The following is a 21,563-nucleotide window of genomic DNA, read 5'->3' on the forward strand; positions in this document are numbered from 1 at the left end:
GAATGGGCCCATGTCCAAGCTGATCTACTCCGCAATCATGTCCCTCGACGGCTACACGGCAGACAAGGACGGCAACTTCAACTGGTCCGCCCCGGACGAGGAAGTGCATGCCTTCGTCAATGACCTGGAGCGGGATGTGGGCACCTACCTCCTGGGCCGCCGGATGTATGAGGTGATGTCCGTCTGGGAAACCATGGGTACGCAGGATGACCACCCGGTGATCCAGGACTACGCCCGCATCTGGCAGGCAGCGGACAAAGTGGTGTACTCCACAACGCTGGACACCGCAGCCACACCCCGGACCCGCGTGGAGCAGCAATTCCTCCCGGAGGCAGTGCAGGACCTGAAGGCCGCCAGCGGGAAAGACATCAGCATCGGCGGCCCCACCCTGGCGGCCCACGCCCTCAAAGCAGGGCTGGTGGACGAGTGCCAGCTGTTCGTGACTCCCGTGGTGGTGGGCGGTGGACTGCGCTTCCTGCCTGACGGCCTGGAGGCACGTCTCGAACTTCTGGAGGAGCGCCGCTTTGGGAACGGTGTGGTGTACCTGCGTTACCGCGCCCGCTGAACGGCTGCCGTCCCGGCCTTGGGCTGGACCACTAACAGGGTGAACACCAGGGCCGTCAGGGCCGTGACCACCAGCAGGAGCAGCCCCGTGCGTGGAGCGGACCACCTTGTCGTGGCTCCAGCGGTCGCGGCATAGATGGGCGCCGGAAACCCTCTATAGGGCTAAAGCCCCTGTTGAGGGCCATATGGGCTTCTGCAGGCGGGCGCCGGGCGGGCAGAATGGGTGCATGACAAGCATCGCCATCATCGGCGGCCACGGAAAAGTGGCCCTCCTCCTGTCCGCACTCCTCACCGGCGAGGGCCACTCCGTCACCTCGTTCATCCGGAATCAAGACCACGCCGAGGACGTCGCTGCCACCGGCGCCAACCCGGTGATCCTTGACGTGGAGAACTCCACGACGGCGGCCATCGCCGATGCCCTTGCCGGCCATGACGCCGTGGTCTGGTCAGCCGGCGCGGGCGGGGGAAGTCCTGCCCGCACCTACGCGGTGGACCGGGACGCCGCCATCCGCTCCATGGATGCCGCGGCCCAGGCAGGCGTGGACCGGTATGTCATGGTCTCCTACTTCGGTGCGGGCAAGGACCACGGTGTGCCGGAAAGCAACAGCTTTTTTGCCTACGCCGAAGCCAAGGCGGCAGCGGACGAATACCTGCGCGGCACCGGGCTGGCCTGGACCATCCTTGGACCCGGCGCGCTGACGGACAAGCCCGGGACGGGACTGATCGACGTCGACCCCTCGCCGGAAGGGGACCGGGACACCTCCCGTGCCAACACAGCCATCGTGGCAGCCGCTGTGCTGGACCTGCCCCAGACCGCCGGCCGGACCATCGAATTCCGCGACGGCACCCTGCCCGTGGCAGCCGCCCTGGAACCGCGCGCGTAGCCGCCGGCGGGGAAGAGGCTTATGGACCAGCTTGCACTCATCATCGGACTGCTGCTCGCCACGGTGGTGGCTGTGGGCCTGGGGGACAGGCTGCGGCTGCCGTACCCGGTCCTCATGCTCCTCCTGGCGGCGGCCCTGACGTTCATTCCGGGTTTCCCCGACCTGGAGATTGAACCCGAGCTGATCCTGCCCATCTTCCTGCCGCCGCTGCTGTTCGCCACCGCCCAGCGGAGTTCGTGGGCGGTGTTCCGTGTCCGGTGGCGGACGCTGATCATGCTGGCCGTGGCGCTGGTGGTGATCAGCACGGCCGTCGTTGCCGGTGCCGCATGGCTGATGATTCCCGGCATCGGGGTCCCCGCGGCCATCGCCCTCGGTGCCATGGTGGCGCCGCCGGATCCCGTGGCCGTGGAATCCGTGGCGGGCCGGGTGCACATGCCGCGCCGCCTCATTACCGTGCTCCAAAGTGAGGGGCTGTTCAACGACGCCGCGGCCATCGTCATCTTCCAGGCAGCCGTGGCGGCCGCCGTGGGCGGCACCAGGGTGCAGGCCGACGTCGTCCCGAAGTTCCTGATGGGTGCGGCGCTTGCCGTCCTGGTGGGCATCGCCATGGGCTGGCTGATCGCGCTGGTCACCCGGCTGGTCACATCCATGGTGGCCCGGAGCGCGGTGACCCTGGTGGTGCCGTTCGCGGCCTACATCCTCGCCGAGGAGGTGCACGCCTCCGGTGTCATCGCCGTGGTGGTCACCGCCCTTGAAATGCAGCGCCACACGCGCCCGCAGGACGCGGCTGAAAGGGTCACGCGGACCGCTTTCTGGGATGTGGTGGAACTGCTGGTCACCGGGCTGGCCTTCGGCCTGGTGGGGCTGGAAATCCGCCATGTCGTCAGGGAGGAGGGGGCGGAGATCCTCGGCATGATCGGGGTGGCGGTTGTGGTCTGCGTCCTGGTCTTCGCCGTCCGGTTCCTGTGGCTCGGCGTCCTGACCTTAGGTGCACGGAAGCGCCGGAACCTCCTGCAGCCCACGTCCCTGAAGGAAGTCCTCATCCTGACTTGGTGCGGCATGCGCGGGCTGGCCACCCTGGCATTGGCCCTGGCCCTGCCGCTGACCCTGGCGGACGGCGCGCCGTTCCCCGGGCGGGACTACCTGCTGGTGATTGCCTGCGCAGTGCTGCTTGCCACCCTGGTCCTTCCCGGCCTGACACTGCCGTGGCTGATGCGTGTCCTCAAGGCCTCCGAGGATGGAACGGCGGAACGGGATGCTGTCCGGCTGCTGGCCGCACGCGCCCAGGCGGCCGCCGTCGCAGCCTTGAAGCAGCACGATCTGATGAGGGACCTGCCCCCGGAAAAGGTGACGCTTGTCCGGGACCGGATGCGGCGCCTGCACGCGGAACTGACCGACGGCAGCCTGCGGAACGAACCGCTGGCCGAAAAGCGCCAGCGCGGACGCGAGCTGGCCATCGCCGTCCAGACCATCGCGCTGGACGCCGCCCGGCAGGAAGTGGTGGCCGCGCGGAGCGAGCCGGACATGGACCCCGAAGTGGCGGACCGGGTGCTCCGGCAGCTGGACCTGCGCACGATGGTTATGCCGGAGTAACGGGGATCATTCCGTTACAACGGGTGTGGCCAGCACCAGGTCCAGGGAATTCCGCTCCACGTAGTCCAGGGCGCAGCGCACCGCTCCCACCGTCACGATCGAATCACCCAACGGGGACACTGCCACCCGTGCGGGGGTGGCGGTGAACCCAGCCAGGCGCTCGCTGATGGGGGCGAGGAGTACGCCCGCGGAATCTGCCACGCCGCCTCCGATCACCACCAGTTCCGGGTTGAGCATGGTGGCCACGGTGCCCACCACCCGCGCCATCCTGTCCGCCAGCCGCTCCAGGATGCCCAGTGCCACGGCATCCCCTTGCGCCGCGGCGGCAAAGACCTGCTCGGCCTCCACCCGCCCATGCTGGAACTCGCGGAGGGCAGTCGGCGCGGTGGTGGCCAGCGCTTCCGCGGCCCACGTGCGGGCCAGATGGGCGATGCCGTACGTATCACCTACGCCTTCCACCAGGTTCAGGTAGGCGAGCTCCCCGGCGCTGCCCCGGGTTCCATGCACCAAGCGGCCGCCCTCCACAATGCCGGAGCCCAGCCGCTCACTGGCCAGGATCACCACCACGTCATCTATGCCGGCCGCAGCCCCCTGCCACCGGTCACCCAGGGCTGCAAGGTTGGCGTCGTTTTCGAGCAGCACCGTCCATCCCCGGGCCGCCTTGAGGGCAGGCCGCAGTCCCAGGTCGAACAGGCCCCAGAACTCCTGCGTGGCCACCACCTCCCCGTGCCGGTCCACGGGCGCGGCCACACCGGCGCAAACAGCCAGCACCTGCTGTGGATCCGTGCCGGCGGAGCTCAGCGCGGCCATGGCAACGGCGTCAATGAAAGCGATCCGTTCACGCGACCCAACGTCGCCGGCCTGGAACGGGCGGCTGGACCGGCCAAGGGTCCTGCCCCGGAGATCTGAAACGACCGCGGTGACCTTGGAATAGCCGATGTCCATGCCCAGGACCACGCCCGCCCGCCCGTTGAGCTCGAACCGGCGGGCCGGCCGGCCCTTCTGGTAGCCGCCAAACTCCCGCTGGTTCTCCAACTCCCGGAGCCAGCCGCGCCGGACCAGGTCCTCGCAGACGGCGATGGTGGTGGCGCGGGTGAGGCCGGTGGCTGCCATGACGTCCGTGACGGTCACGGCAGCCGACGCGCGCATGAAGTCCAGGACTGCGCCGGCGCTGACCCTCCGCAGCAACTGGGGAGTGGCCGGAACGAGTTCGGGCATGCTGTTGACCTTCCTCTGCCAGGCACCAATAATGGGTGTGGAAGTAAATTTAGACTCAAAATAAATATACCCGGCTTGAAGAAAAGGACCACCCCTTTGTCCACCACTGCCACGCTGGCAACCCCGTCCGACTCCGACCGTCTGGCCGACCCCAACTGGTGGCGCCAGGCCTCCGTCTACCAGATCTATCCGCGCAGCTTCGCTGACTCCAACGGCGACGGCATTGGTGACCTCAAAGGCATCACCGCCAAGGTCCCGTACCTGAAGTCGCTGGGGATTGACGCGGTGTGGCTGAGCCCGTTCTACCCCTCCGCCCTGGCGGACGGCGGCTATGACGTGGACGACTACCGCGACGTGGACCCCAAGCTGGGCACGCTGGCTGACTTCGACGAGATGGCCAAGGCCCTGCACGACGCCGGCATCAAGCTGATTGCGGACATCGTCCCCAACCACTCCTCCGACCGGCACCAGTGGTTCCAGGAAGCATCGGCCTCGCCGAAAGGCTCCGCTGCCCGGGACCGCTACATCTTCCGGGACGGCAAGGGCCCCAACGGGGAGTTCCCGCCGTCGGACTGGGACTCCGTCTTCGGCGGACCGGCGTGGGAGCGCATCACCGAACCGGACGGCACCCCCGGCCAGTGGTACATGCACATCTTCGCCAAGGAGCAGCCGGACCTGAACTGGTCCAACCGGGAAATCCGGGATGACTTCCTCAAGACTTTGCGCTTCTGGTCGGACCGGGGCGTGGACGGATTCCGCGTGGACGTGGCGCACGCCCTCACCAAGGACCTCACCGAGCCGCTGCTGTCCAAGCTGGAACTGAGCGCCGCCAACACCGGCGTAGACGGATTCGACGACGGCACGCACCCGTTCTGGGACCGCGACGAAGTCCACGAGATCTACGCCGAGTGGCGCGAGGTGTTCAACGAGTACAACCCGCCGCGCACTGCCGTCGCCGAAGCCTGGGTGCACGCCACCCGCCGGGCCCGCTACGCCAGCCCCCAGGGCCTGGGCCAGGCTTTCAACTTCGACCTGCTGCAGGCCGACTTCGATGCCGCAGAATACAAAGAGATCATCACCCGCAACCTCGCCGAGGCCGCGGCCACCGGCGCCTCCTCCACCTGGGTGTTCTCAAACCATGACGTGGTGCGGCACGCCACCCGTTATGGCCTGCCACAGGTGGCCAAAGCGAAGGCCGGTGCCAAGGGCCAGGACGGCAAGGACTGGCTCCTCGCCGGCGGCCCCAAGGACCAGCTGGACGTTGGACTGGGTGAGCGGCGGGCCCGTGCCGCCACGCTGCTGATGCTGGCAGTGCCCGGCTCGGCGTACCTGTACCAGGGTGAGGAACTGGGCCTGCAGGAAGTGGCGGAAATTCCCGAATCAGAACGGCAGGACCCCTCCTTCTTCCGCAACAAGGGCGTGGAGGTCGGCCGCGACGGCTGCCGTGTCCCGCTGCCCTGGAAGGTGGAAGGTACCTCCTTCGGGTTCGGCGACGGCGGGTCCCACCTCCCGCAGCCGGACTGGTTCAGCAAATACGCAGTTGAGGCCCAGGACGGGACTGAGGGTTCCACCCTGGAGCTCTACCGCAAGGCCCTGAAACTCCGCGGGGAACTGCTGACGGACGAGGACCTCGAATGGGTGGAGAACGGCCACCCGGACGTCCTGCACTTCAGGCGCTCCAACGGCTGGCAGTCCGTGACCAACTTTGGGAACACCCCTGTGGACCTTCCCGCCGGTACGGTGCTGGTCAGCAGCGGCCCTCTTGAGGACGGCAAGCTGCCGGCCAACACCACCGCATGGCTGCGGGCCTGATGCAGGAAGTCATTTACGGATGCATGGGGCTGGGCGGCAGCTGGTCTGAGGAACCGCATGGCGCGCACCATGTGGACCAGGCCGCGGCTGCCGTCCAGACCGCCCTGGACGCCGGCATCACCCTCTTCGATCACGCGGACATTTACCGCAGCGGCAAGTCGGAGGCGGTGTTCGGCGAGGTGCTGGCCACCACGCCCGGCCTGCGGGAACGGATCCGGCTGCAGACCAAGTGCGGCATCCGGCTGAACGAGCGCGGCCTGCAAACCCACTACGACCTGAGCCGGGAAGCCATCCTGGAACGGGTCGACGGCAGCCTCAAACGGCTCCGGACAGAGTATGTGGACATCCTCCTGCTGCACCGCCCGGACCCCCTGGCGGACCCGGTTGAGGTGGCAGCCGCCGTCGGCCAGCTCATGGCCGAAGGGAAGGTCCGGCAACTGGGCGTGTCCAACATGTCCGCGGCGCAAATCGAGGTGCTGCAGGACCGGCTGGAGACACCCGTGGTGGCCAACCAGCTGGAAATGAGCCTGCTCAAGCGGGCGTGGCTGGAAAGCCAGGTCCTAGTCAACCACCCGGAACACCTGGACTACAGCTTTCCGCAGGGCACACTGGAGTACTGCACCCGCAACAACGTCACCCTGCAGGCCTACGGCTCCCTGGCCCGCGGTGTCTACACCGGCGCTGAACCGGAGAGCCCCACGACAGCCGAGGCGGCCACAGCCGAGCTGGTGTCGGAGCTTGCGGGCCAGTACAGCACCTCGGGTGAAGCCGTCCTGCTGGGGTGGCTGATGAAGCATCCTGCCGGGATCGCGCCGGTGATCGGGACGGTCAACCCGGACCGGATCAGGGCATGCGCAGACGCGGCACGGGTGGCCCGGGACCTGACCCGCGCCGACTGGTACAAACTCTGGATCACCGCGCGCGGCAGCAACATCCCCTGACCCCTCCCAGCCAGGCAGCGCCAAGTGTCGTTTTCAACCTCAACATGGCACTTGGCGCTGCCTGCATTCATTCGCGGCATCGGTCACAACCCGTTTAGTTCGTATTGATCCTCACAAGCGGGCCGTTTTCTTCGTCGTGCCGCTTGCGGGGCGGATACTGTAGAAAGCATGACGTCTACCATCGCCGCCGAAACCGTTAGGCCGGAACGCAATATCCCTGCTGAGATCGCCCGCTCCTGGCTGCTGGTCAATGCCATGAAGCCGGAGCTCTTCGACCAGTCGGCCGTGTCCCGGGCTGACTCGATCATCCTGGATATTGAAGACGCCGTGGACCCGTCGCAGAAGGACCAGGCCCGGGACAACGTCATCGAGTGGCTGACGGCCGGCGGCAAGGCCTGGGTCCGGATCAACGACGCCACCAGCCCGTTCTGGGCTGACGACCTCGCCGGCCTACGCGGCACCCCGGGGTTGCTGGGCGTGATGCTCGCCAAGACCGAATCCGCGGACCAGGTGACCGAAAGCTTCCACCGCATGGACGGCAAGACGCCCGTCATCCCGCTGGTGGAATCCGCCCTCGGCATCGAGGAAGCCAACCACATCGCCAAGGCCCAGGGCGCGTTCCGCCTGGCTTTTGGTTCCGGTGACTTCCGCCGCGACACCGGCATGGCCGCCACCCCCGAGGCCATGGCCTACCCGCGCGCCAAGCTCGTGGTCGCCAGCCGCGTCGGCAACCTGCCGGGCCCCATCGACGGCCCCACCGTGGGCACCAACCACCCCATCCTGCGCGAACAGACCGGCATCACGGTGATGATGGGCATGACCGGCAAGCTCTGCCTGGCCATCGACCAGACTCCCGTCATCAACGAGGTCATCAGCCCCACGCCGTCCGACGTTGCCTGGGCCACCGACTTCATGAACGACTTCGAAGCCAACGGCCGCGTCATCCGAGACGGGTCCGACCTGCCCCGCCTGGGCCGCGCCGAGAAGATCATGAAGCTCGCGGTAGCCTTTGGGGTGCAGCCCGCGCTGTAGCACCTGGCCACCACTTCAGGAGAGCCCGTGACCGATACCCGCTATCTGGTCCACGGGGTCTTTTGGGATGGTCCTACTGCGTCCAAAGCAGAGGGCCCTTCCGATGCAGCGGACGACGCCGGCGGACCGGTCCTGCGCCTCCAGTCACCTGAGGGGGACTTCCGGGAGTTCGGCCTCAGGGCAGGCAAACGGCTCGGCTTCAGGGTGGTGGAGCCAGGCAGGTACTGCCTTGGACACGTCCAGGTCCAGTCAGCAAGCTCGCGCCGCCACATCGTTTGCGGCTCCGCTGCCCCGGCCCTGAGGGGCAAGCAGTGCGAGCGGTGTTTCGTGCTGGACGAGTCCCGGCTGATGCACGACTTCCACCGCGGCGGCAGGGTGACCCCTGGCTTGCGCGACTACCTGATGCAGGAACACTGGCTCTACGTGGCCACCTTCGCCGGCGGTGCCACCAAAGTGGGAACCGCCTCCGGCCCGCGGAAGTGGAACCGGCTGGCGGAGCAGGGCGCCGCGGTCGCCCGGTATGTTGCCCGGGCGCAGGATGGCCGGGTGGTGCGCATCCTTGAGGACCTGGTGACGGCCGGCGTCGGCCTGACGCAACAGGTGCGCTCCGCAGCCAAGGCGGAGGCCCTGCTGCAGCCGCTCCCGGCCGCAGCACTGGATGCCATCAACGCCCGCGCCACCGGCGATGTCCTGGCACTGCTGGCGGGCACCGCCGTCGACGGCTTCCAGGCCGTGGAGGAGGAATGGGCGCGGCCACAGCATGCCCACGCCCTTTATGGGACCGGATCCCGCCACGCATACCCGCACCCACTGGACCAGGGGCACCACGGCTTCAGCATTGCCGCCCTCAGTGGGGCGAACGCGCTGGCCGGGCTGGACGGCTCGGACGCCCAGTTCGTGGTCAACCTGTCCCAACTGGCCGCCCGGACCGTCGTACTGGGGGAGTACGCCTCGGCGGTGCCGGCAGTGCAGGAGTCGCTGTTCTGACTGCAGGCGCCCTGGCCCCGCCTGCTCCCGGTGGACTCGGTAGACTTGGACGGTGCTGAACGAATTCTGGGCCACCGCGCCAACCCGCTACAAAGTCCTGGTATTCAGCGCGATGGGGCTGATCGGCGTCGGCATCATCCTCAACCTGGTGGGTAATACCAGCGGCAACCAGGCGCTGGCCATCGCTTCCCTGCCGCTGATCGGGCTGGGACTGGTTCTGCACGTGGTGGGCATCGTGGTCCGTGGCCAGGCAGTCCGCAAGCACCTCAGGCGCTAGCTGCCGCGTTCCGCAGGACGTGGCTGCGGGCGTGTTCCACGGCATCGTCAAGGCGTTCGAACAGATGCTTATGGTGCCGCAGGGAACGGATGACGCCCACGTTGGTCACCAGGGCCAGGTGGTCCGGCCGGACGCCCTTGAGCAGGACCGTAATGCCGCGCAGTTCCAGGGCGGAAATGACCTCCACCAGTGCGTGGGCGCCCGTGGCGTCGAGCATCCGCAGCTGGGACAACCTGACGATGGCCACCTGGACGTCCTTTACCTGGCTGATCTCCTGGAGGATGCGTTCGGCGGCTCCAAAGAACATCGCCCCATCCAGCCGGAAGACGGCGATGTGCCCGTCCCCTTCGGCCGGGGGACCCGGAATCTCCTCGCGCTGGACGCCGCTTAGCGAGGCAAATTTCCGCAGTGCGAAGAGGGCTGCCGCGGCAAGCCCGATCTGGATGGCGACGATGAGGTCGAAGGTCACCGTGATGATGGCTGTGAGCACGAAGACTGCGGCATCTGCCCGCGTGGAGCGCAGGATGGCGGTGATGGTACGCCGCGAAACCATCCGTACTGCCGTGACCATCAGGACCCCGCCCAGTGCTGCCAGCGGGACGCGGCTGACCATTCCGGACGGCAGGTAGGTGATGCCCAGCAGCACCGCGGCGTGCACGGCTGCGGCAAGGCGGGTCCGGGCTCCGGAACGCACGTTGACCGCAGTCCGCGCAATGGCACCGGTGGCGGGCATGCCGCCGAACAGGCCGGCCGCGATGGACGCCAGGCCCTGTCCCGTCAGCTCACGGTCGGGGCTGTAGGGTCCGGTGGGCCTGCCGTCCGGACCGGCCATCCCGGCGGCCACCCGCGCCGAGAGCAGTGACTCGATGGCAGCCAGGAAGGCGACAGCCACGGCCGGCATTGCCAGCCCGCCAAGGGAGGCGAGGTCGAAGGTGGGGAAGGACGGTGCCGGGAGTGAATGTGGCAGCGGACCAATCCGTGGGACGTCCAGCTGCAGGATTTCGGCAGCGGCCGTGGCCAGGAGTACCGCCAGGAGGCTGGCTGGAATTGCGCGGAACAGCTTTTGCACCAGGACCATCACGACGGCGACCGCCGCCACGAGCGCGAGCGTCAGCAGGACCGTCGGGGCGGCGGCGCCCGCTGCCGCCTCCACAGCCGCCAGGAGGGTGTTGTGCCCCGGGGTGCCGGATGTGCCGGTGCCCAGCGGAACCTGCTGCAGGAAGATGATGGCGGCAATTCCCAGCGTGAAGCCTTCCACCACGGGCCAAGGTATGAAGGCCACGGCCCGGCCCAGGCCGCTGAAGCCGAGGGCACAGACCAGCAACCCCGCCATCAGGGACAAGAGGGCAACGCTGCCGACGCCGTGGACCGCTACCACGGGCGCCAGTACCACCACCATGGCGCCGGTAGGCCCGGAAACCTGTACGGGGGAGCCGCCCATAACGGCTGCCACCAGCCCGGCCACGATCGCTGTAATGAGGCCTGCTGGGGCGCCCACCCCGGAGCTGACGCCAAAGGCGAGGGCAAGCGGCAGTGCGACAATGCCCACGGTGATCCCGGCCAGCAGGTCGGGGCGCCACGTGACGCCAAGGCCGGCGTAATCCTGGGGAGATGGGAGGAGCCGGGTGATTCTCCTGGCGGCCGTGCCAGTGCCGCCGCCGGAGGCTGTGACCTGGTCCGCGGTCACGAGTGTGACCCGCGGGCCAGGTGTTCCGCCGGCAGCTGCTGGGCCAGCCGGAGCTGCTCGTTGGAGTCGGCGAGGCTGTCCAGGAGGAAGGTCCGGGCGATGGCAAGCAGCTGTGACACGCCGGGATGTGCGAGTTGGTACGTCACCGCATTGGCGCTGCGCACCGAGGTCACCACCCTGTGCTTCCGCAGGGTGGCCAGGTGCTGGGAGAGGTGGGAGGCCTCCAGCCCGGTCTCTGCCAGGAGGTAGCTGACTGCCGCTGACTCCTGCGGCGCCGCGGCCAGCAGCTCAAGGATCCGTATCCTCGCGGGGTGGGCGAGGCCTTTGAAAAGGTTGGCTTTGATCTCGTAGAGCGGGGCTTGGGTGGAAGACAGCATGGGAGGTGGTGCTCCTGTACGCGACGGACAGCGGGGAAAAATCGGGGGCGGCGGCTTGATGGAATGATGCATCCATCATACCGATGGGGATCGGCGCCTTTTGAAGGGCAGGGCAACGATAGGCTGGAAACCATGACTATCAATCCGGACCTGCAGGGCCGCAGCTACCCTGCCGCAGAGGTGTACGACGTCGGCCGCGAGAAGATCCGTGAGTTCGCCCGCGCCGTGAAGGCCACCCACCCTGCGCACTTTGACGTGGATGCAGCCAAGGCCCTGGGCCACCGCGATCTGGTGGCACCGCCCACCTTCGCCATCATCATCGCCCAGCGGGCCGACGCCCAGCTGGTCGAGGATCCGGAGGCGGGCATCGACTTTTCCCGCGTGGTCCACGCCGACCAGCGCTTTACCCACCACCGGCCCATCGTCGCCGGCGACCGGCTCGTTGCGGAACTGCATGTCGACGGCGTCCGGGCCATGGGCGGCGGCGCCATGATCACCACGAGGTCCGAGATCTTCGCTCTTGGTTCCGGTGATTCCCGGGAACCCGTCACCACCACCACGTCATCCATCCTGGTCCGCGGAGAGGGACAGTAACCATGAGCCCCAACATCCACGAACTCAGCCCCGGCCAGGACATCGGCAGCCGCAGCATCGAGGTCACCCGCACGGACCTGGTCAAGTACGCCGGCGCCTCGGGCGACTTTAACCCCATCCATTGGAACGAAGCCTTCGCCACCGGAGTGGAACTGCCCGGCGTCATCGCGCACGGCATGTTCACCATGGGCTCGGCCGTCCAGCTGGTGTCTGACTGGGCAGGGGACCCCGCCGCCGTCGTCGACTTCCAGACCCGCTTTACCAAGCCCGTCCTGGTCACCGACACCACCGGGACTGAAGAGCCCGGCGCCACCATCGAAGTCAGCGGCCTCATCGGAAAGCTCGACGCCGAAGCCAACACGGCGCGCATCGACCTCACCGTGGTCTCCGCCGGGCAAAAGGTCCTGATGAAGGCCCAGGCCCTGGTCAAGCTGTCTTGAGCCGTACCCTTTTGACCACTCCTGCAGGAACCACCGCAACCGCCGCCCAAGTGACCGCCTGGCGCAACGCCGTCGTGGTGGCCTACGGTGCCAGCGGCCTCGCCTTTGCCTCCTGGGTGTCCCGGTTGCCGGCCATCCGGGACGCGCTGGACCTTACCCCTGGCAACATCGGCGTTATCCTGCTGTGCATGACGCTGGGGTCATTCGCCTCCGTCTCCGCTTCGGGACTGATCGTGCTGCGCCTGGGGTCCAAACGGACCATCCGTACCGGCAGCATCATGGTGGGTGCGGGCCTGCTGGCCGCCGGTTTTGGCACAACCGTGCTGGCAAGCCCTGCGGCAACTGCCATTGGCCTGGCCATCATCGGGTTGGGCACCGGGAGCTGGAACACTGCGTCCAACGTTGAAGGCGCCGCGGTGGAACGTGCACTGGGCCGGCACATCATGCCCAGGCTCCATGGTGCGTTCAGCCTGGGGACCGTGGCCGGCGCAGGGCTCGGTGCCGCTGCCGCAGCGGTATCCCTGCCGGTGTTTTGGCACCTTGCGGCGGCCGGGACCGTGGTGGCGGTTTCGGTCGCGACGGCGGCGTCCTGGTTCCGTGCCGACGCCACCCCGGTGGCGCCTGAGCGAAGCTACTCCCCGGATAACTTCGAGGACCCCGGTACCGGGCCCCTTCCAGTTATTGCTGCCGGAACCACATCCGGTGGTGTCCCGCTGGACAACAAGCGCAAGATCGCCCGGGCGTGGCGGGACCGGCGGACCCTGCTGCTGGGTGTCCTGGTGCTCGGCCTGGCCCTGGCCGAAGGCGCGGCGGGGGACTGGGTGGCCCTCGCACTGGCAGATGGCCATGGGCAAACCGACGCCGCAGGCGCCGCCGGGTACGGCCTGTTCGTCACGTTCATGACCATCGGGCGCTTTGCCGGAACGGTGCTGCTGGACAAGTACGGCAGGGTTCCGGTGATGCGCTGGTGCGCTGCCATGGCTGTGCTGGGACTGGGCGTCTTCGTCTTTGCACCGGTTCCGTGGCTTGCATATGCGGGGCTCGCGCTGTGGGGCCTGGGCGCCTCGCTGGGATTCCCCGTGGGCATGTCGGCCGCTGCCGACAACCCCGCCATGGCTGCCGCCCGGGTGTCCGTGGTGTCCACCATCGGCTATGCCGCCTTTCTGTGCGGTCCGCCGCTGCTGGGGCTCCTGGCCGAGCACGTTGGCATCCTGCATTCGCTGCTTGCCGTCATGGTGATGCTCGCGGTGAGTTTCGTGCTGTCCCCGGTGGCCCGGAAGGCTGGCTAGGTTTCCCTAGTATTGTTGATGGGTGACTCCCACCCTGCTTTCCTCCCTGACCACCTCCGCTGTCGGAGGCCCTGCCGGCAAGTTCGTCGAGGCCGGCACCGAAGCCGAGATCATCGACGCGGTCCGGTCCGCGGATGCCGCCGGGGAACAGGTCCTGATCGTCGGCGGAGGCTCCAACCTCCTGGTATCCGACGACGGGTTCCCCGGGACCGTCATCCGGATCGCCTCCCAGGGGTTCGCGGTCAACGCCGAGGACTCATGCGGGGGAGTGGCCGTGGTGGTGCAGGCCGGCCACAACTGGGACAACCTGGTGGAGCATGCCGTACGCCACGCCTGGTCCGGAATCGAGGCGTTGTCCGGCATCCCCGGCTCAACCGGCGCCACGCCGGTCCAGAACGTGGGTGCCTACGGTGCCGATGTTTCCCAGACCATCGCGGCCGTCCGCACCTGGGACCGGGAGCGGAACGCCGTGCAGACCTTCACCAACTCCGAGTTAAAGTTCGGTTACCGGGACTCCATCCTCAAGCAGACCACCGTCAATGGCTCGCCCCGGTATGTGGTCCTCACCGTGGAATTCCAGCTGCCGCTCGGGCGGATGAGCGCCCCCGTCCGGTATGCCGAACTGGCCCGGTCCCTCGGCGTGGAAGCCGGCCAGCGCGCCTACGCGAATGACGTCCGCCGCGAAGTGTTGCGCCTGCGTGCCTCCAAGGGCATGGTGTGGGACGCCGCCGACCGGGATACCTACTCCACCGGCTCCTTCTTCACCAATCCCATTGTCGCTGCGGACGTTGCGGACAAACTGCCGGAGTCGGCTCCCCGCTACCCGGCGGGCCAGGATGGACTCGTGAAACTTTCAGCAGCGTGGCTGATCGACCAGGCAGGCTTCGGCAAGGGCTTCGGCCTGGAACCGGACGGCGTGGCCGGCGGCCGCGCGTCGCTTTCCACCAAGCACACCCTCGCTGTCAGCAACCGCGGCTCCGCCAGTGCCGCTGACATGGTGGCGGTGGCACGGGAGGTGCGTGCCGGCGTCGAACGCCGCTTTGGCATTTCGCTGCACCCGGAACCCCTTCTGATTGGCCTCGAACTGTAGGCGTCCCCCCAGGGCCGCACCGGCCTAGGATGGGGCCATGGCGGCAAAAGGTGGCCTGCGCGGCCGCAGGATGATCGGCCGGCTCCGACTGGCTTCCCAGCAGCTCGGCGGCGGCGGCGCTGCGTCAGTGCCGGAGCTGGTCCGGTGGATGACTGCCATGCAGGCGCAGGACCTGCCCGCTGCGCTCTGGGCGGTGGGAGTCCGGGTCCGCGGGGCGGGAATCACGGATGTGCGGGCTGCCATCGATGCCGGGACCGTGGTACGGTCCTGGCCCATGCGGGGAACTCTGCACCTCGTGGCGCCGGAGGATTTGCGCTGGATGCTGGACCTTACTGCCGAGCGGCTTACCAGAAGCATCGCGGGCCGCCACCGGCAGCTGGACATTGCATGGTCGGATGTGGAGAAGGCCCGCGACCTGGCCCTGGACCGCATCCTGGCTGACGGTCCCATCAGCCGTTCCGGGCTGTTCGAGGTGTTCGACGCCGGAGGCCAGCCGACGCAGGGCCAGCGGGGGATCCATCTCCTGGGTTCACTGTGCCGGCACGGGTGGCTGGTGCTGGGGCCCCTTGTTGGCAACCAGCAGCTGGTCGCGGCCTTCGACGAGTGGATTCCGGCGTCGCGGATCCTGGAGCGGGAAGAGGCGATTGCCGAGTTCGTGCTTCGTTATTTCCGGAGCCATGGACCGGCCACGCTGCGGGACTTCGCCTGGTGGACACAGCTGCCGTTGACCGAGGTGCGCGCGGCGTTTGAGAACATCAGGCATGAGCTGGTGGAGCTGGAGTTCGAAGGCACCAGCTACTGGCTTTCCCCCGAGGTAGCGGCCCTTCTGGACTCCGGCGTGCCGGGCGGGCGCTCCGTGTGTCTGCTGCCGGGATTCGATGAATTCGTCCTTGGCTACACGGACAGGTCAGCCGTCCTGGCGCCCGAGCATTTTGACCGGATCGTGCCTGGCGGGAACGGCGTCTTCAAGAAGACAGTCGTCGCGGCTGGCGAGGTGGTGGGCACCTGGTCGCTGCCGGGTTCGGGACCGGACGCCGCCGTCGTACCTGACCTCTTCGACGGGACGGCGCCGCTGGGCCCCGCCGCCCAGGCAGCCCTGGCCAAGGCCGCGCAACGCTACACGACGTTCCTGGCCACCTGACGCCCGCTCACTTTCGACATCTTTTGAGGTAACGCCCGCTCACTTTTGGTGCCGGGGTGAGCCGGCGTCCGGGGATTTTCGGTCAAAAGTGCGAGAGCGTTGTATGGCACTTAAATGCAGTTGGCCCTGCCCGCATCAGCAGGGCAAGGCCAACTCGAAGGCAGCTTTGGGATTACAGGTTGCCGGTTGCGATGTTGAGCATGCGGCGCAGCGGCTCGGCGGCGCCCCAGAGGAGCTGGTCGCCCACGGTGAAGGCGCTGATGTACTGCGGGCCCATCTCCATCTTGCGGATTCGGCCCACCGGAATGTCCAGAGTGCCGGAGGCGGCCACCGGGGTCAGCTCGGCCATGGAGGCTTCCTTGGTGTTCGGAACCACCTTGGCCCACTGGTTGTCGTCGTCCAGCAGCTTCTCAATTTCGGCGACGGACAGGTCCTCGCGGAGCTTGAGGGTCAGGGCCTGAGAGTGGGAGCGCATGGCGCCGATACGGACGCAGAGGCCGTCCATGATCACATGGTTTTCCTCGGAAGTTCCAAGGATCTTGTTGGTCTCCACCCCGGCCTTCCACTCTTCCTTGGACTGCCCGTTGCCCAGGTCGGCGTCGATCCAGGGGATCAGGGAGCCGGCCAGGGGGACGCCGAACTGGGTGGCGTCGATGTCGGTGCGCTGGTGGGCCAGGACCTTGCGGTCAATATCCAGGATGGCCGACGCCGGGTCGTCCAGTTCCGTGCTGACCTCGGCGTTGAGCGTGCCGAACTGGCTGAGGAGCTCACGCATGTGCCTCGCGCCGCCGCCGGAGGCCGCCTGGTAGGTCATGGACGTGCCCCACTCGACCAGGCCGTTCTTGAACAGGCCGCCCAGGCCCATGAGCATGCAGGACACGGTGCAGTTGCCGCCGATGAAGTCCTTGGTGCCGTTGACCACGCCCTTATCGATGACATCGCGGTTGATCGGGTCCAGCACGATGATCGAATCGTCGTTCATGCGCAGGGTGGAGGCGGCGTCGATCCAGAGGCCGTCCCAGCCTCGGCTGCGGAGTTCGCCGTGGACCTGCTTGGTGTAGTCGCCGCCCTGGGCGGTCACGATAATGGGCAGCTTCGCCAGGGTGTCGAGGTCGAACGCGTTCTCGAGCTTGCCGGCGCCGTCAGCGAAGGACGGCGCGGCACCTCCGGCGTTGGAGGTGGAGAAGAACACCGGGTTGATGTTGGCGAAGTCGCCCTCGTCCTGCATGCGCTGCATGAGGACGGAACCGACCATGCCGCGCCATCCGACCAGGCCGACGGAAGGGGTAGCTGCTGTAGTCATTGGTCCAGTTTAGACTTCGCATCCGGAAGGACGCAGTCGGTTACGTCACGCCGGAGCGCTTCTCCGGGCACTTGTTACCAGTACAACTGGCGGGCGCTGGGCTCGGGGATTCCCCGTTGGCTGCGCAGCCGTTTGGCCATCGAAGCCACCTTCGCCATTCTGAGGGCATACAGGCAACCAGCCACTCCCGCAGCGGTGAGGACCAGCGCGCTCCACATCGGGTCTTCGCCCCTGCTGGTGGGCCCGGCTACCAGAAGAATTGAAAACACGGCCACAGCGGCTAGGAAGACAGCCATCACCAGGAAGCCGACGGCGGCCCGTACCTGCGGATGTGAACTCGCGGCGACTATGCCAAGCTCTTCCCGCGAATAGCTGTGCAGTTCCCTCGTAACGGTGCGGTAAAGGATCCGCTTCTCGTTTTCTCCGGCTGCCTCATGCTTGCCGTGCGGTTCATTCGTTGACATGTCCTGCTCCTGGTTCCGGTGCGTGCCGTTCCTTGCGCAACTTCTTGGCCCGGTATTCGTCCCTCGCCAGGCCGAAGGCATACCAGACACCGAATCCCCCTAAACCGATAGCGAAAAGTGCGCCCCACTCCGGGCCCTCGGCGCGCCCGAACGTAGAAACGAACATAACCGAAGATCCGAGGAACAGGAGACCGAGGAATGCGCCAAGAATTCCCATGCCCCACCAGGTCTGGACCTGCACGTGTCCACGGCCCGGAGAAAACCCAATTTCGTCGGCGGGGTAACTGTGTAATTCACCCGTCTTGGTCGTTCGCAGCACGCGCTTTTCACCCCGTGCAAGCGCGGCCTTGTGCTCGGCGAAGACTGCATCGTTGCGCCGCTCCTGGTCTGAGCTGTAAATCAAGGCAGGCTACATCCTTATTGTTGGCGGGGGCGTTCGGCGAAGCCTCCTCGGGAAACGGGCGCGTGCCCTCCGGGAGGTTTTCGGGGAAATGACGATGTTTGAAGGATTGGCTTCGAACCAAGCGCGTGACTGGTCGTCGGTGAGGGCGAAACGCGTCTTGGGCAAGCCTTTCAGCCGGCTACCAGTCCGCTTGGCTTGAGCGACGGGTGGGGGGCTGAAGTGTCTTGCCTGATGCTTTCCGGAGACGTACAGCCCTGCGTTCCTTGAAGTAATAGGCCCATGTCGTTGGGACGATCCAAAGCCCAAACGCAATGGCGAACACAATTTGGCCCCAATTGGGTTCTTCGGTCCCGTCCATAAATAATTTGACGACAAGCACGGCCACAACCGTCATGACCAGCGTGATCAGGATGCTCAGGAACAGCAGTCCACCAGCCGAATTCACCGGCTTAATGGCGCTCCCGACGTCGCCCTTGTAGACCCCGTATTCCTCCACCGTTAGGCCTTGGCGTGCTGCCTCGGCCTCCACTTGCCGGGCGTAGTAGCCTTTTCTGCGACCACGTTCTGATTGGTTTTTCCGGTGGCTCATGCGGCTTCACCCCGTGCAGCAAGGACCCGGCCCAAAAGACCCAAATTGTCCAATCCGGTGGTCTCAACAACGTCCTGGGAAGGATCCAGGATTTTGCCGGTGGCCCAGCCGTCGGCGTCAGGCCTGATGAGCAGATGCTCGTCGCCGGCCAGTGTTCGCACGCGAATGAAGGCCGTGCCGCCAGGATGGTTGCTGACGTGTTCCTTGATAATGGCTAGCTCGGCCTCGGCGCCAGGGAAAGCCGGGTCTTGAGCGAACACAAACCAGGATTCGAGAGTTCGCGGCTGGAGCAGCACCGAGACATTGTCTGACTCAACGTGGACCACCGTGTCAGTGAATTCGGGGGTTATGAGGCTGATTTCCGTCCAGCGTTGCGCTCTTGCCAGCGCGTAAGCGACTGCAACAGCGGGCCCTTCAAGTTCCAAGTCTTCGCCGATGGTGGCGAATCCCCGGCCGAGCAGCGAGGACGCGCCAGCGACGCATAGGCGATCAGTATCTACTTCCGCCTCCAGTCGAAGCACTTCAGCCGACTTCGTGGCCGACGCCGTCCCGAACATCTTGAGCATGAACGCGACCTCGGCAAAGCCGAAACCAACGGCTGAATCCGGGGCCGTTTCCTCTTGCAGCGTGGGGGTCATCCGTTATGCTCCTTTGATTTTGCGCTAACCGATTCCGAGGAACTTAGCTGCGCTCTGGCCCAGGCCCGCCAAGTTCTTTCCGGTTTCGGCGACAAACGATGCGCCTTCAACAGCTTTTTTGGCGACGATTTCACCTGTGTCTTTTACCGCACCGTTCACGAAGTTCTTAACCGCCGGCATTTCGTAAATCGCGATGCCTGCGCTGGCTACCTGACAGACCGTTCCTGCGGGAGGCGGGAGGAAACAAGCTATACCCAGTCCAGTTTTCACCCCGGACCAAATCGCGTCTCCCGTTTTACCTTCCGATAGGTAGTTCGCGGTGTCCATGCCGTTCAGGCCGATGCCCAGCCACCCCACCGCCCGGCCTAGGTGTATTGACCTGTGAGGTTGGTGACGCGGCTGGCTGGTGGCTGACCTTTGAGGGAGGTGTGGCCTCGATGATGATTGTAGTGATGGAGCCAATCGGCGAAGGCGGCAACACGCTCGGCCTCTGAGCGGTAAGGACGGGCGTAGGCCCCATCGAGCATCGTGCGGTTGTAACGCTCGACTTTGCCATTGGTCTGGGGCCTGTACGGGCGGGTGCGCTTGTGTTTGATCGCCGGCCCCAGCGCGTCCTTGAAAGCATGAGAGCGGTAGCAGGAGCCGTTATCCGTCAGTACCCGTTTTACGGTAACCCCGTGGGACTCGAAGAAGGCGTTGGCGCGTTCCCAAAACCCGGCGGCGGTGTCCTTTTTCTCATCGCACAGGATCTCGGTGTAGGCGAGCCGGGAATGGTCATCAACGGCGTTATGCAGGAACGCGTAGCCCGGCCACCGGTTCACGGCGGTGCCGGTCTTGTTCCTATTGCCCTTGGCCCGGCCTGTGACACGATGGCCGCCTCCGTCCGGGATCCGCCCGAGCTTCTTGATGTCCACGTGGACCAGCTCCCCGGGGCTGTGGTGCTCGTAGCGCCGGATCACCCGGCCCGTCGCACGGTCCAGCCAGGACAACCGCGCCAGCCCGAACCTGGACAGGACCCGGTGCACCGTGGAGGGGTGGATGCCCAGCAGAAAACCAATCCTGGCAGGGCCCCACCGGCGGTTGACCCTCACCGCGATGATCCGCCGTTCCCGCCGCACGGACGTGCGTCCCGGGGACCTGACAGGTCGACTGGAACGGTCGTTCATCCCGGCTTCACCATGGGCCCGGTAGCGGGCGGCCCAACGGGCCGCGGTTGTCACCGACACTTGGAACCGTTCCGCCGCCCGGCGCAGGGACCACCCGTCCTCGACAATGCACCGGGCAAGCCGGAGCCTGCCCTTGGGCGTGAGGAGCGCGTTAGCATGGGACATTGAAGACCTCCTTGTGGATCGGACTCTTAGACAAGCCCCACTCCACTCGGAGGTCTTCTTTTTGTCACCTATCCACGCCGCACGTTCCTAACGTCCGAGGACAATACACCTAGGCCGCCCTTGCCGAGGCCCTCAAGCACTGGGCCGTGGCCTTTGAACAGCCATGTGTTTTCTTTGAACACGCCGCCGAACTGATTGAGCGCCGGGAAGTATTTGTAAAGATTCTTGAGCCCGAGGAAATCTGTTCCTGTATCCAACAGGTTGTAGGTGACACTATTGGCCTGCAGCTTGCCCCAGCGGGCGGCGTCAGTGAAGTTCTCCAGCCCTTGGGAGGCCATCGTGGCTAAACCAAAAACACTTTTCGGCAGATCCAAGCCCTCCTTGACCTGGCTGCGGAGACCCCACCCGTCCCGGAACGGCGAACCCTTGGCCAGCCAATCCGGGCCGGAAGGATTCGCTGGAGATCCGGAACCAGGCCCGCCGAAGCCGGGGACCCCAGGAATCGGATGACTGCCGGAGCCCGAGCCGTCGGTGCTCGCCTTCTCCTGCTCGTCAGCGTTCTTGAGCAGTACTTTCGATTCCTGCTGCAGCCGCGAGACGGTCTGCTGAAGAAGCGTCCGGTGGCTGCTGTTCCAGTCAGAGCGGAACCGTTGGGCGTCTGCGCCCTTCCAAGCCGGGTTGTTGTTGATCTGGCTGCTCAGCTGTGTTGACTGCTGCTGCAGCAGATCCGCCGTCTTGCTGAACTGCTGCGCGAGGGTCCGCAGTTGTTGGACGTCGGCGCCCCACAAAGTTCCTGCCACCAGGATTCCCCCCATATTCATCAGCATCCCAGAGTGCTGTGTGCCCCAGCCTAGGGCAGGATCAATGCTGCCGCGATGGGGAAGCCTCCCCATGCAACCATTCAGCGGC

24 protein-coding genes are annotated in these 21,563 nt (G+C 66.3%); 13 read left to right on the top strand and 11 right to left on the bottom strand.

The genetic code is table 11. The annotated features are described in order from the left end of the window. Positions 1-10 precede the first annotated feature (10 nt). The 3 genes from J7I84_RS12560 to J7I84_RS12570 all read left to right on the top strand — a co-directional run bounded on the left by J7I84_RS12560 (position 11) and on the right by J7I84_RS12570 (position 3,041). Complete coding sequence (locus J7I84_RS12560; RefSeq protein WP_214944905.1) at positions 11-565, top strand: dihydrofolate reductase family protein; 555 nt, start codon at positions 11-13, stop codon at positions 563-565. A gap of 226 nt (positions 566-791) precedes the next feature. Next, positions 792-1,448 carry an SDR family oxidoreductase gene (locus tag J7I84_RS12565; RefSeq protein ID WP_214944906.1) on the top strand — a complete coding sequence of 219 codons (657 nt, stop codon included), beginning with the start codon at positions 792-794 and terminating at the stop codon, positions 1,446-1,448. 21 nt (positions 1,449-1,469) lie between these two features. Further along, on the top strand, positions 1,470-3,041 hold the full coding sequence (locus tag J7I84_RS12570; protein ID WP_214944907.1) for a Na+/H+ antiporter: 1,572 nt from the start codon (positions 1,470-1,472) through the stop codon (positions 3,039-3,041). A 6-nt stretch (positions 3,042-3,047) separates the two neighbouring features. Here J7I84_RS12570 and J7I84_RS12575 read toward each other — a convergent pair whose 3' ends face one another. Next, a complete protein-coding gene (locus J7I84_RS12575) occupies positions 3,048-4,259 on the bottom strand; it encodes an ROK family protein (protein ID WP_214944908.1) in 1,212 nt (403 codons plus the stop codon). A gap of 96 nt (positions 4,260-4,355) precedes the next feature. On the opposite strand from J7I84_RS12575, the gene J7I84_RS12580 reads away from it, so the two are divergent. The 5 genes from J7I84_RS12580 to J7I84_RS12600 all read left to right on the top strand — a co-directional run bounded on the left by J7I84_RS12580 (position 4,356) and on the right by J7I84_RS12600 (position 9,308). After that, the gene (locus J7I84_RS12580) at positions 4,356-6,071 is read left to right on the top strand and encodes a glycoside hydrolase family 13 protein (protein ID WP_214944909.1); all 1,716 of its coding nucleotides are present in this window, start codon (positions 4,356-4,358) and stop codon (positions 6,069-6,071) included. Further along, the gene (locus J7I84_RS12585; RefSeq protein ID WP_214945004.1) at positions 6,071-7,012 is read left to right on the top strand and encodes an aldo/keto reductase family oxidoreductase; all 942 of its coding nucleotides are present in this window, start codon (positions 6,071-6,073) and stop codon (positions 7,010-7,012) included. Before J7I84_RS12580 ends, J7I84_RS12585 begins: the two co-directional genes overlap by 1 nt. Before the next feature lie 168 nt (positions 7,013-7,180). Then, the gene (locus J7I84_RS12590) at positions 7,181-8,044 is read left to right on the top strand and encodes a CoA ester lyase (protein ID WP_214944910.1); all 864 of its coding nucleotides are present in this window, start codon (positions 7,181-7,183) and stop codon (positions 8,042-8,044) included. A 27-nt stretch (positions 8,045-8,071) separates the two neighbouring features. Next, positions 8,072-9,031: a DUF2797 domain-containing protein gene (locus tag J7I84_RS12595; RefSeq protein WP_214944911.1), complete on the top strand. Its 960-nt coding sequence runs from the start codon at positions 8,072-8,074 to the stop codon at positions 9,029-9,031. Positions 9,032-9,083: 52 nt separating this feature from the next. Continuing rightward, positions 9,084-9,308 (top strand): DUF3188 domain-containing protein, encoded by a 225-nt coding sequence (locus J7I84_RS12600; protein ID WP_214944912.1) that lies wholly within the window; start codon positions 9,084-9,086, stop codon positions 9,306-9,308. Here J7I84_RS12600 and J7I84_RS12605 read toward each other — a convergent pair. Together J7I84_RS12605 and J7I84_RS12610 are read right to left on the bottom strand one after the other, a co-directional pair. Further along, the gene (locus tag J7I84_RS12605; protein WP_396020065.1) at positions 9,298-10,995 is read right to left on the bottom strand and encodes a SulP family inorganic anion transporter; all 1,698 of its coding nucleotides are present in this window, start codon (positions 10,993-10,995) and stop codon (positions 9,298-9,300) included. The genes J7I84_RS12600 and J7I84_RS12605 overlap by 11 nt on opposite strands. Then, positions 10,992-11,372, bottom strand: a complete 381-nt coding sequence (locus J7I84_RS12610) for a metalloregulator ArsR/SmtB family transcription factor (RefSeq protein ID WP_214944913.1) — start codon at positions 11,370-11,372, stop codon at positions 10,992-10,994. The genes J7I84_RS12605 and J7I84_RS12610 overlap by 4 nt, the downstream gene beginning before the upstream one ends. A 132-nt stretch (positions 11,373-11,504) precedes the next feature. Between J7I84_RS12610 and J7I84_RS12615 the strand changes: the two genes are divergently transcribed. From J7I84_RS12615 to J7I84_RS12635, 5 genes are read left to right on the top strand one after another with little or no spacing between them, the layout of a single operon-like run. Further along, on the top strand, positions 11,505-11,966 hold the full coding sequence (locus tag J7I84_RS12615; RefSeq protein ID WP_214944914.1) for a MaoC family dehydratase N-terminal domain-containing protein: 462 nt from the start codon (positions 11,505-11,507) through the stop codon (positions 11,964-11,966). Between the two features lie 2 nt (positions 11,967-11,968). Further along, positions 11,969-12,406: a MaoC family dehydratase gene (locus J7I84_RS12620; RefSeq protein WP_214944915.1), complete on the top strand. Its 438-nt coding sequence runs from the start codon at positions 11,969-11,971 to the stop codon at positions 12,404-12,406. Between the two features lie 11 nt (positions 12,407-12,417). Beyond that, a complete protein-coding gene (locus J7I84_RS12625; RefSeq protein WP_214944916.1) occupies positions 12,418-13,695 on the top strand; it encodes a sugar MFS transporter in 1,278 nt (425 codons plus the stop codon). Between the two features lie 22 nt (positions 13,696-13,717). Then, entirely contained in the window at positions 13,718-14,785 is a 1,068-nt protein-coding gene (locus J7I84_RS12630) for a UDP-N-acetylmuramate dehydrogenase (protein ID WP_214944917.1), read from the top strand. 37 nt (positions 14,786-14,822) lie between these two features. Then, on the top strand, positions 14,823-15,926 hold the full coding sequence (locus tag J7I84_RS12635; RefSeq protein ID WP_214944918.1) for a winged helix DNA-binding domain-containing protein: 1,104 nt from the start codon (positions 14,823-14,825) through the stop codon (positions 15,924-15,926). A gap of 172 nt (positions 15,927-16,098) precedes the next feature. Here the strand turns inward: J7I84_RS12635 and asd are convergent, their stop codons facing one another. From asd to J7I84_RS12675, 8 genes are all read right to left on the bottom strand, one after another. Next, positions 16,099-17,229 carry an aspartate-semialdehyde dehydrogenase gene (gene asd / locus J7I84_RS12640; RefSeq protein ID WP_214944919.1) on the bottom strand — a complete coding sequence of 377 codons (1,131 nt, stop codon included), beginning with the start codon at positions 17,227-17,229 and terminating at the stop codon, positions 16,099-16,101. 74 nt (positions 17,230-17,303) lie between these two features. Next, complete coding sequence (locus J7I84_RS12645; protein ID WP_251046547.1) at positions 17,304-17,693, bottom strand: hypothetical protein; 390 nt, start codon at positions 17,691-17,693, stop codon at positions 17,304-17,306. Further along, positions 17,680-18,096: a hypothetical protein gene (locus tag J7I84_RS12650; RefSeq protein WP_214944920.1), complete on the bottom strand. Its 417-nt coding sequence runs from the start codon at positions 18,094-18,096 to the stop codon at positions 17,680-17,682. Before J7I84_RS12650 ends, J7I84_RS12645 begins: the two co-directional genes overlap by 14 nt. Positions 18,097-18,274: 178 nt before the next feature. Further along, a complete protein-coding gene (locus J7I84_RS12655; protein WP_214944921.1) occupies positions 18,275-18,685 on the bottom strand; it encodes a hypothetical protein in 411 nt (136 codons plus the stop codon). Further along, entirely contained in the window at positions 18,682-19,323 is a 642-nt protein-coding gene (locus tag J7I84_RS12660; protein WP_214944922.1) for a hypothetical protein, read from the bottom strand. The genes J7I84_RS12655 and J7I84_RS12660 overlap by 4 nt, the downstream gene beginning before the upstream one ends. A gap of 24 nt (positions 19,324-19,347) precedes the next feature. Beyond that, positions 19,348-19,650: a hypothetical protein gene (locus J7I84_RS12665; protein WP_214944923.1), complete on the bottom strand. Its 303-nt coding sequence runs from the start codon at positions 19,648-19,650 to the stop codon at positions 19,348-19,350. A 38-nt stretch (positions 19,651-19,688) separates the two neighbouring features. Then, complete coding sequence (locus J7I84_RS12670) at positions 19,689-20,654, bottom strand: IS481 family transposase (protein WP_214944924.1); 966 nt, start codon at positions 20,652-20,654, stop codon at positions 19,689-19,691. A 68-nt stretch (positions 20,655-20,722) separates the two neighbouring features. Continuing rightward, the gene (locus J7I84_RS12675; RefSeq protein ID WP_214944925.1) at positions 20,723-21,442 is read right to left on the bottom strand and encodes a hypothetical protein; all 720 of its coding nucleotides are present in this window, start codon (positions 21,440-21,442) and stop codon (positions 20,723-20,725) included. Positions 21,443-21,563: the final 121 nt, after the last annotated feature.

Source organism: Arthrobacter sp. ISL-85 (assembly GCF_018613675.1).
Lineage (GTDB): Bacteria > Actinomycetota > Actinomycetes > Actinomycetales > Micrococcaceae > Arthrobacter.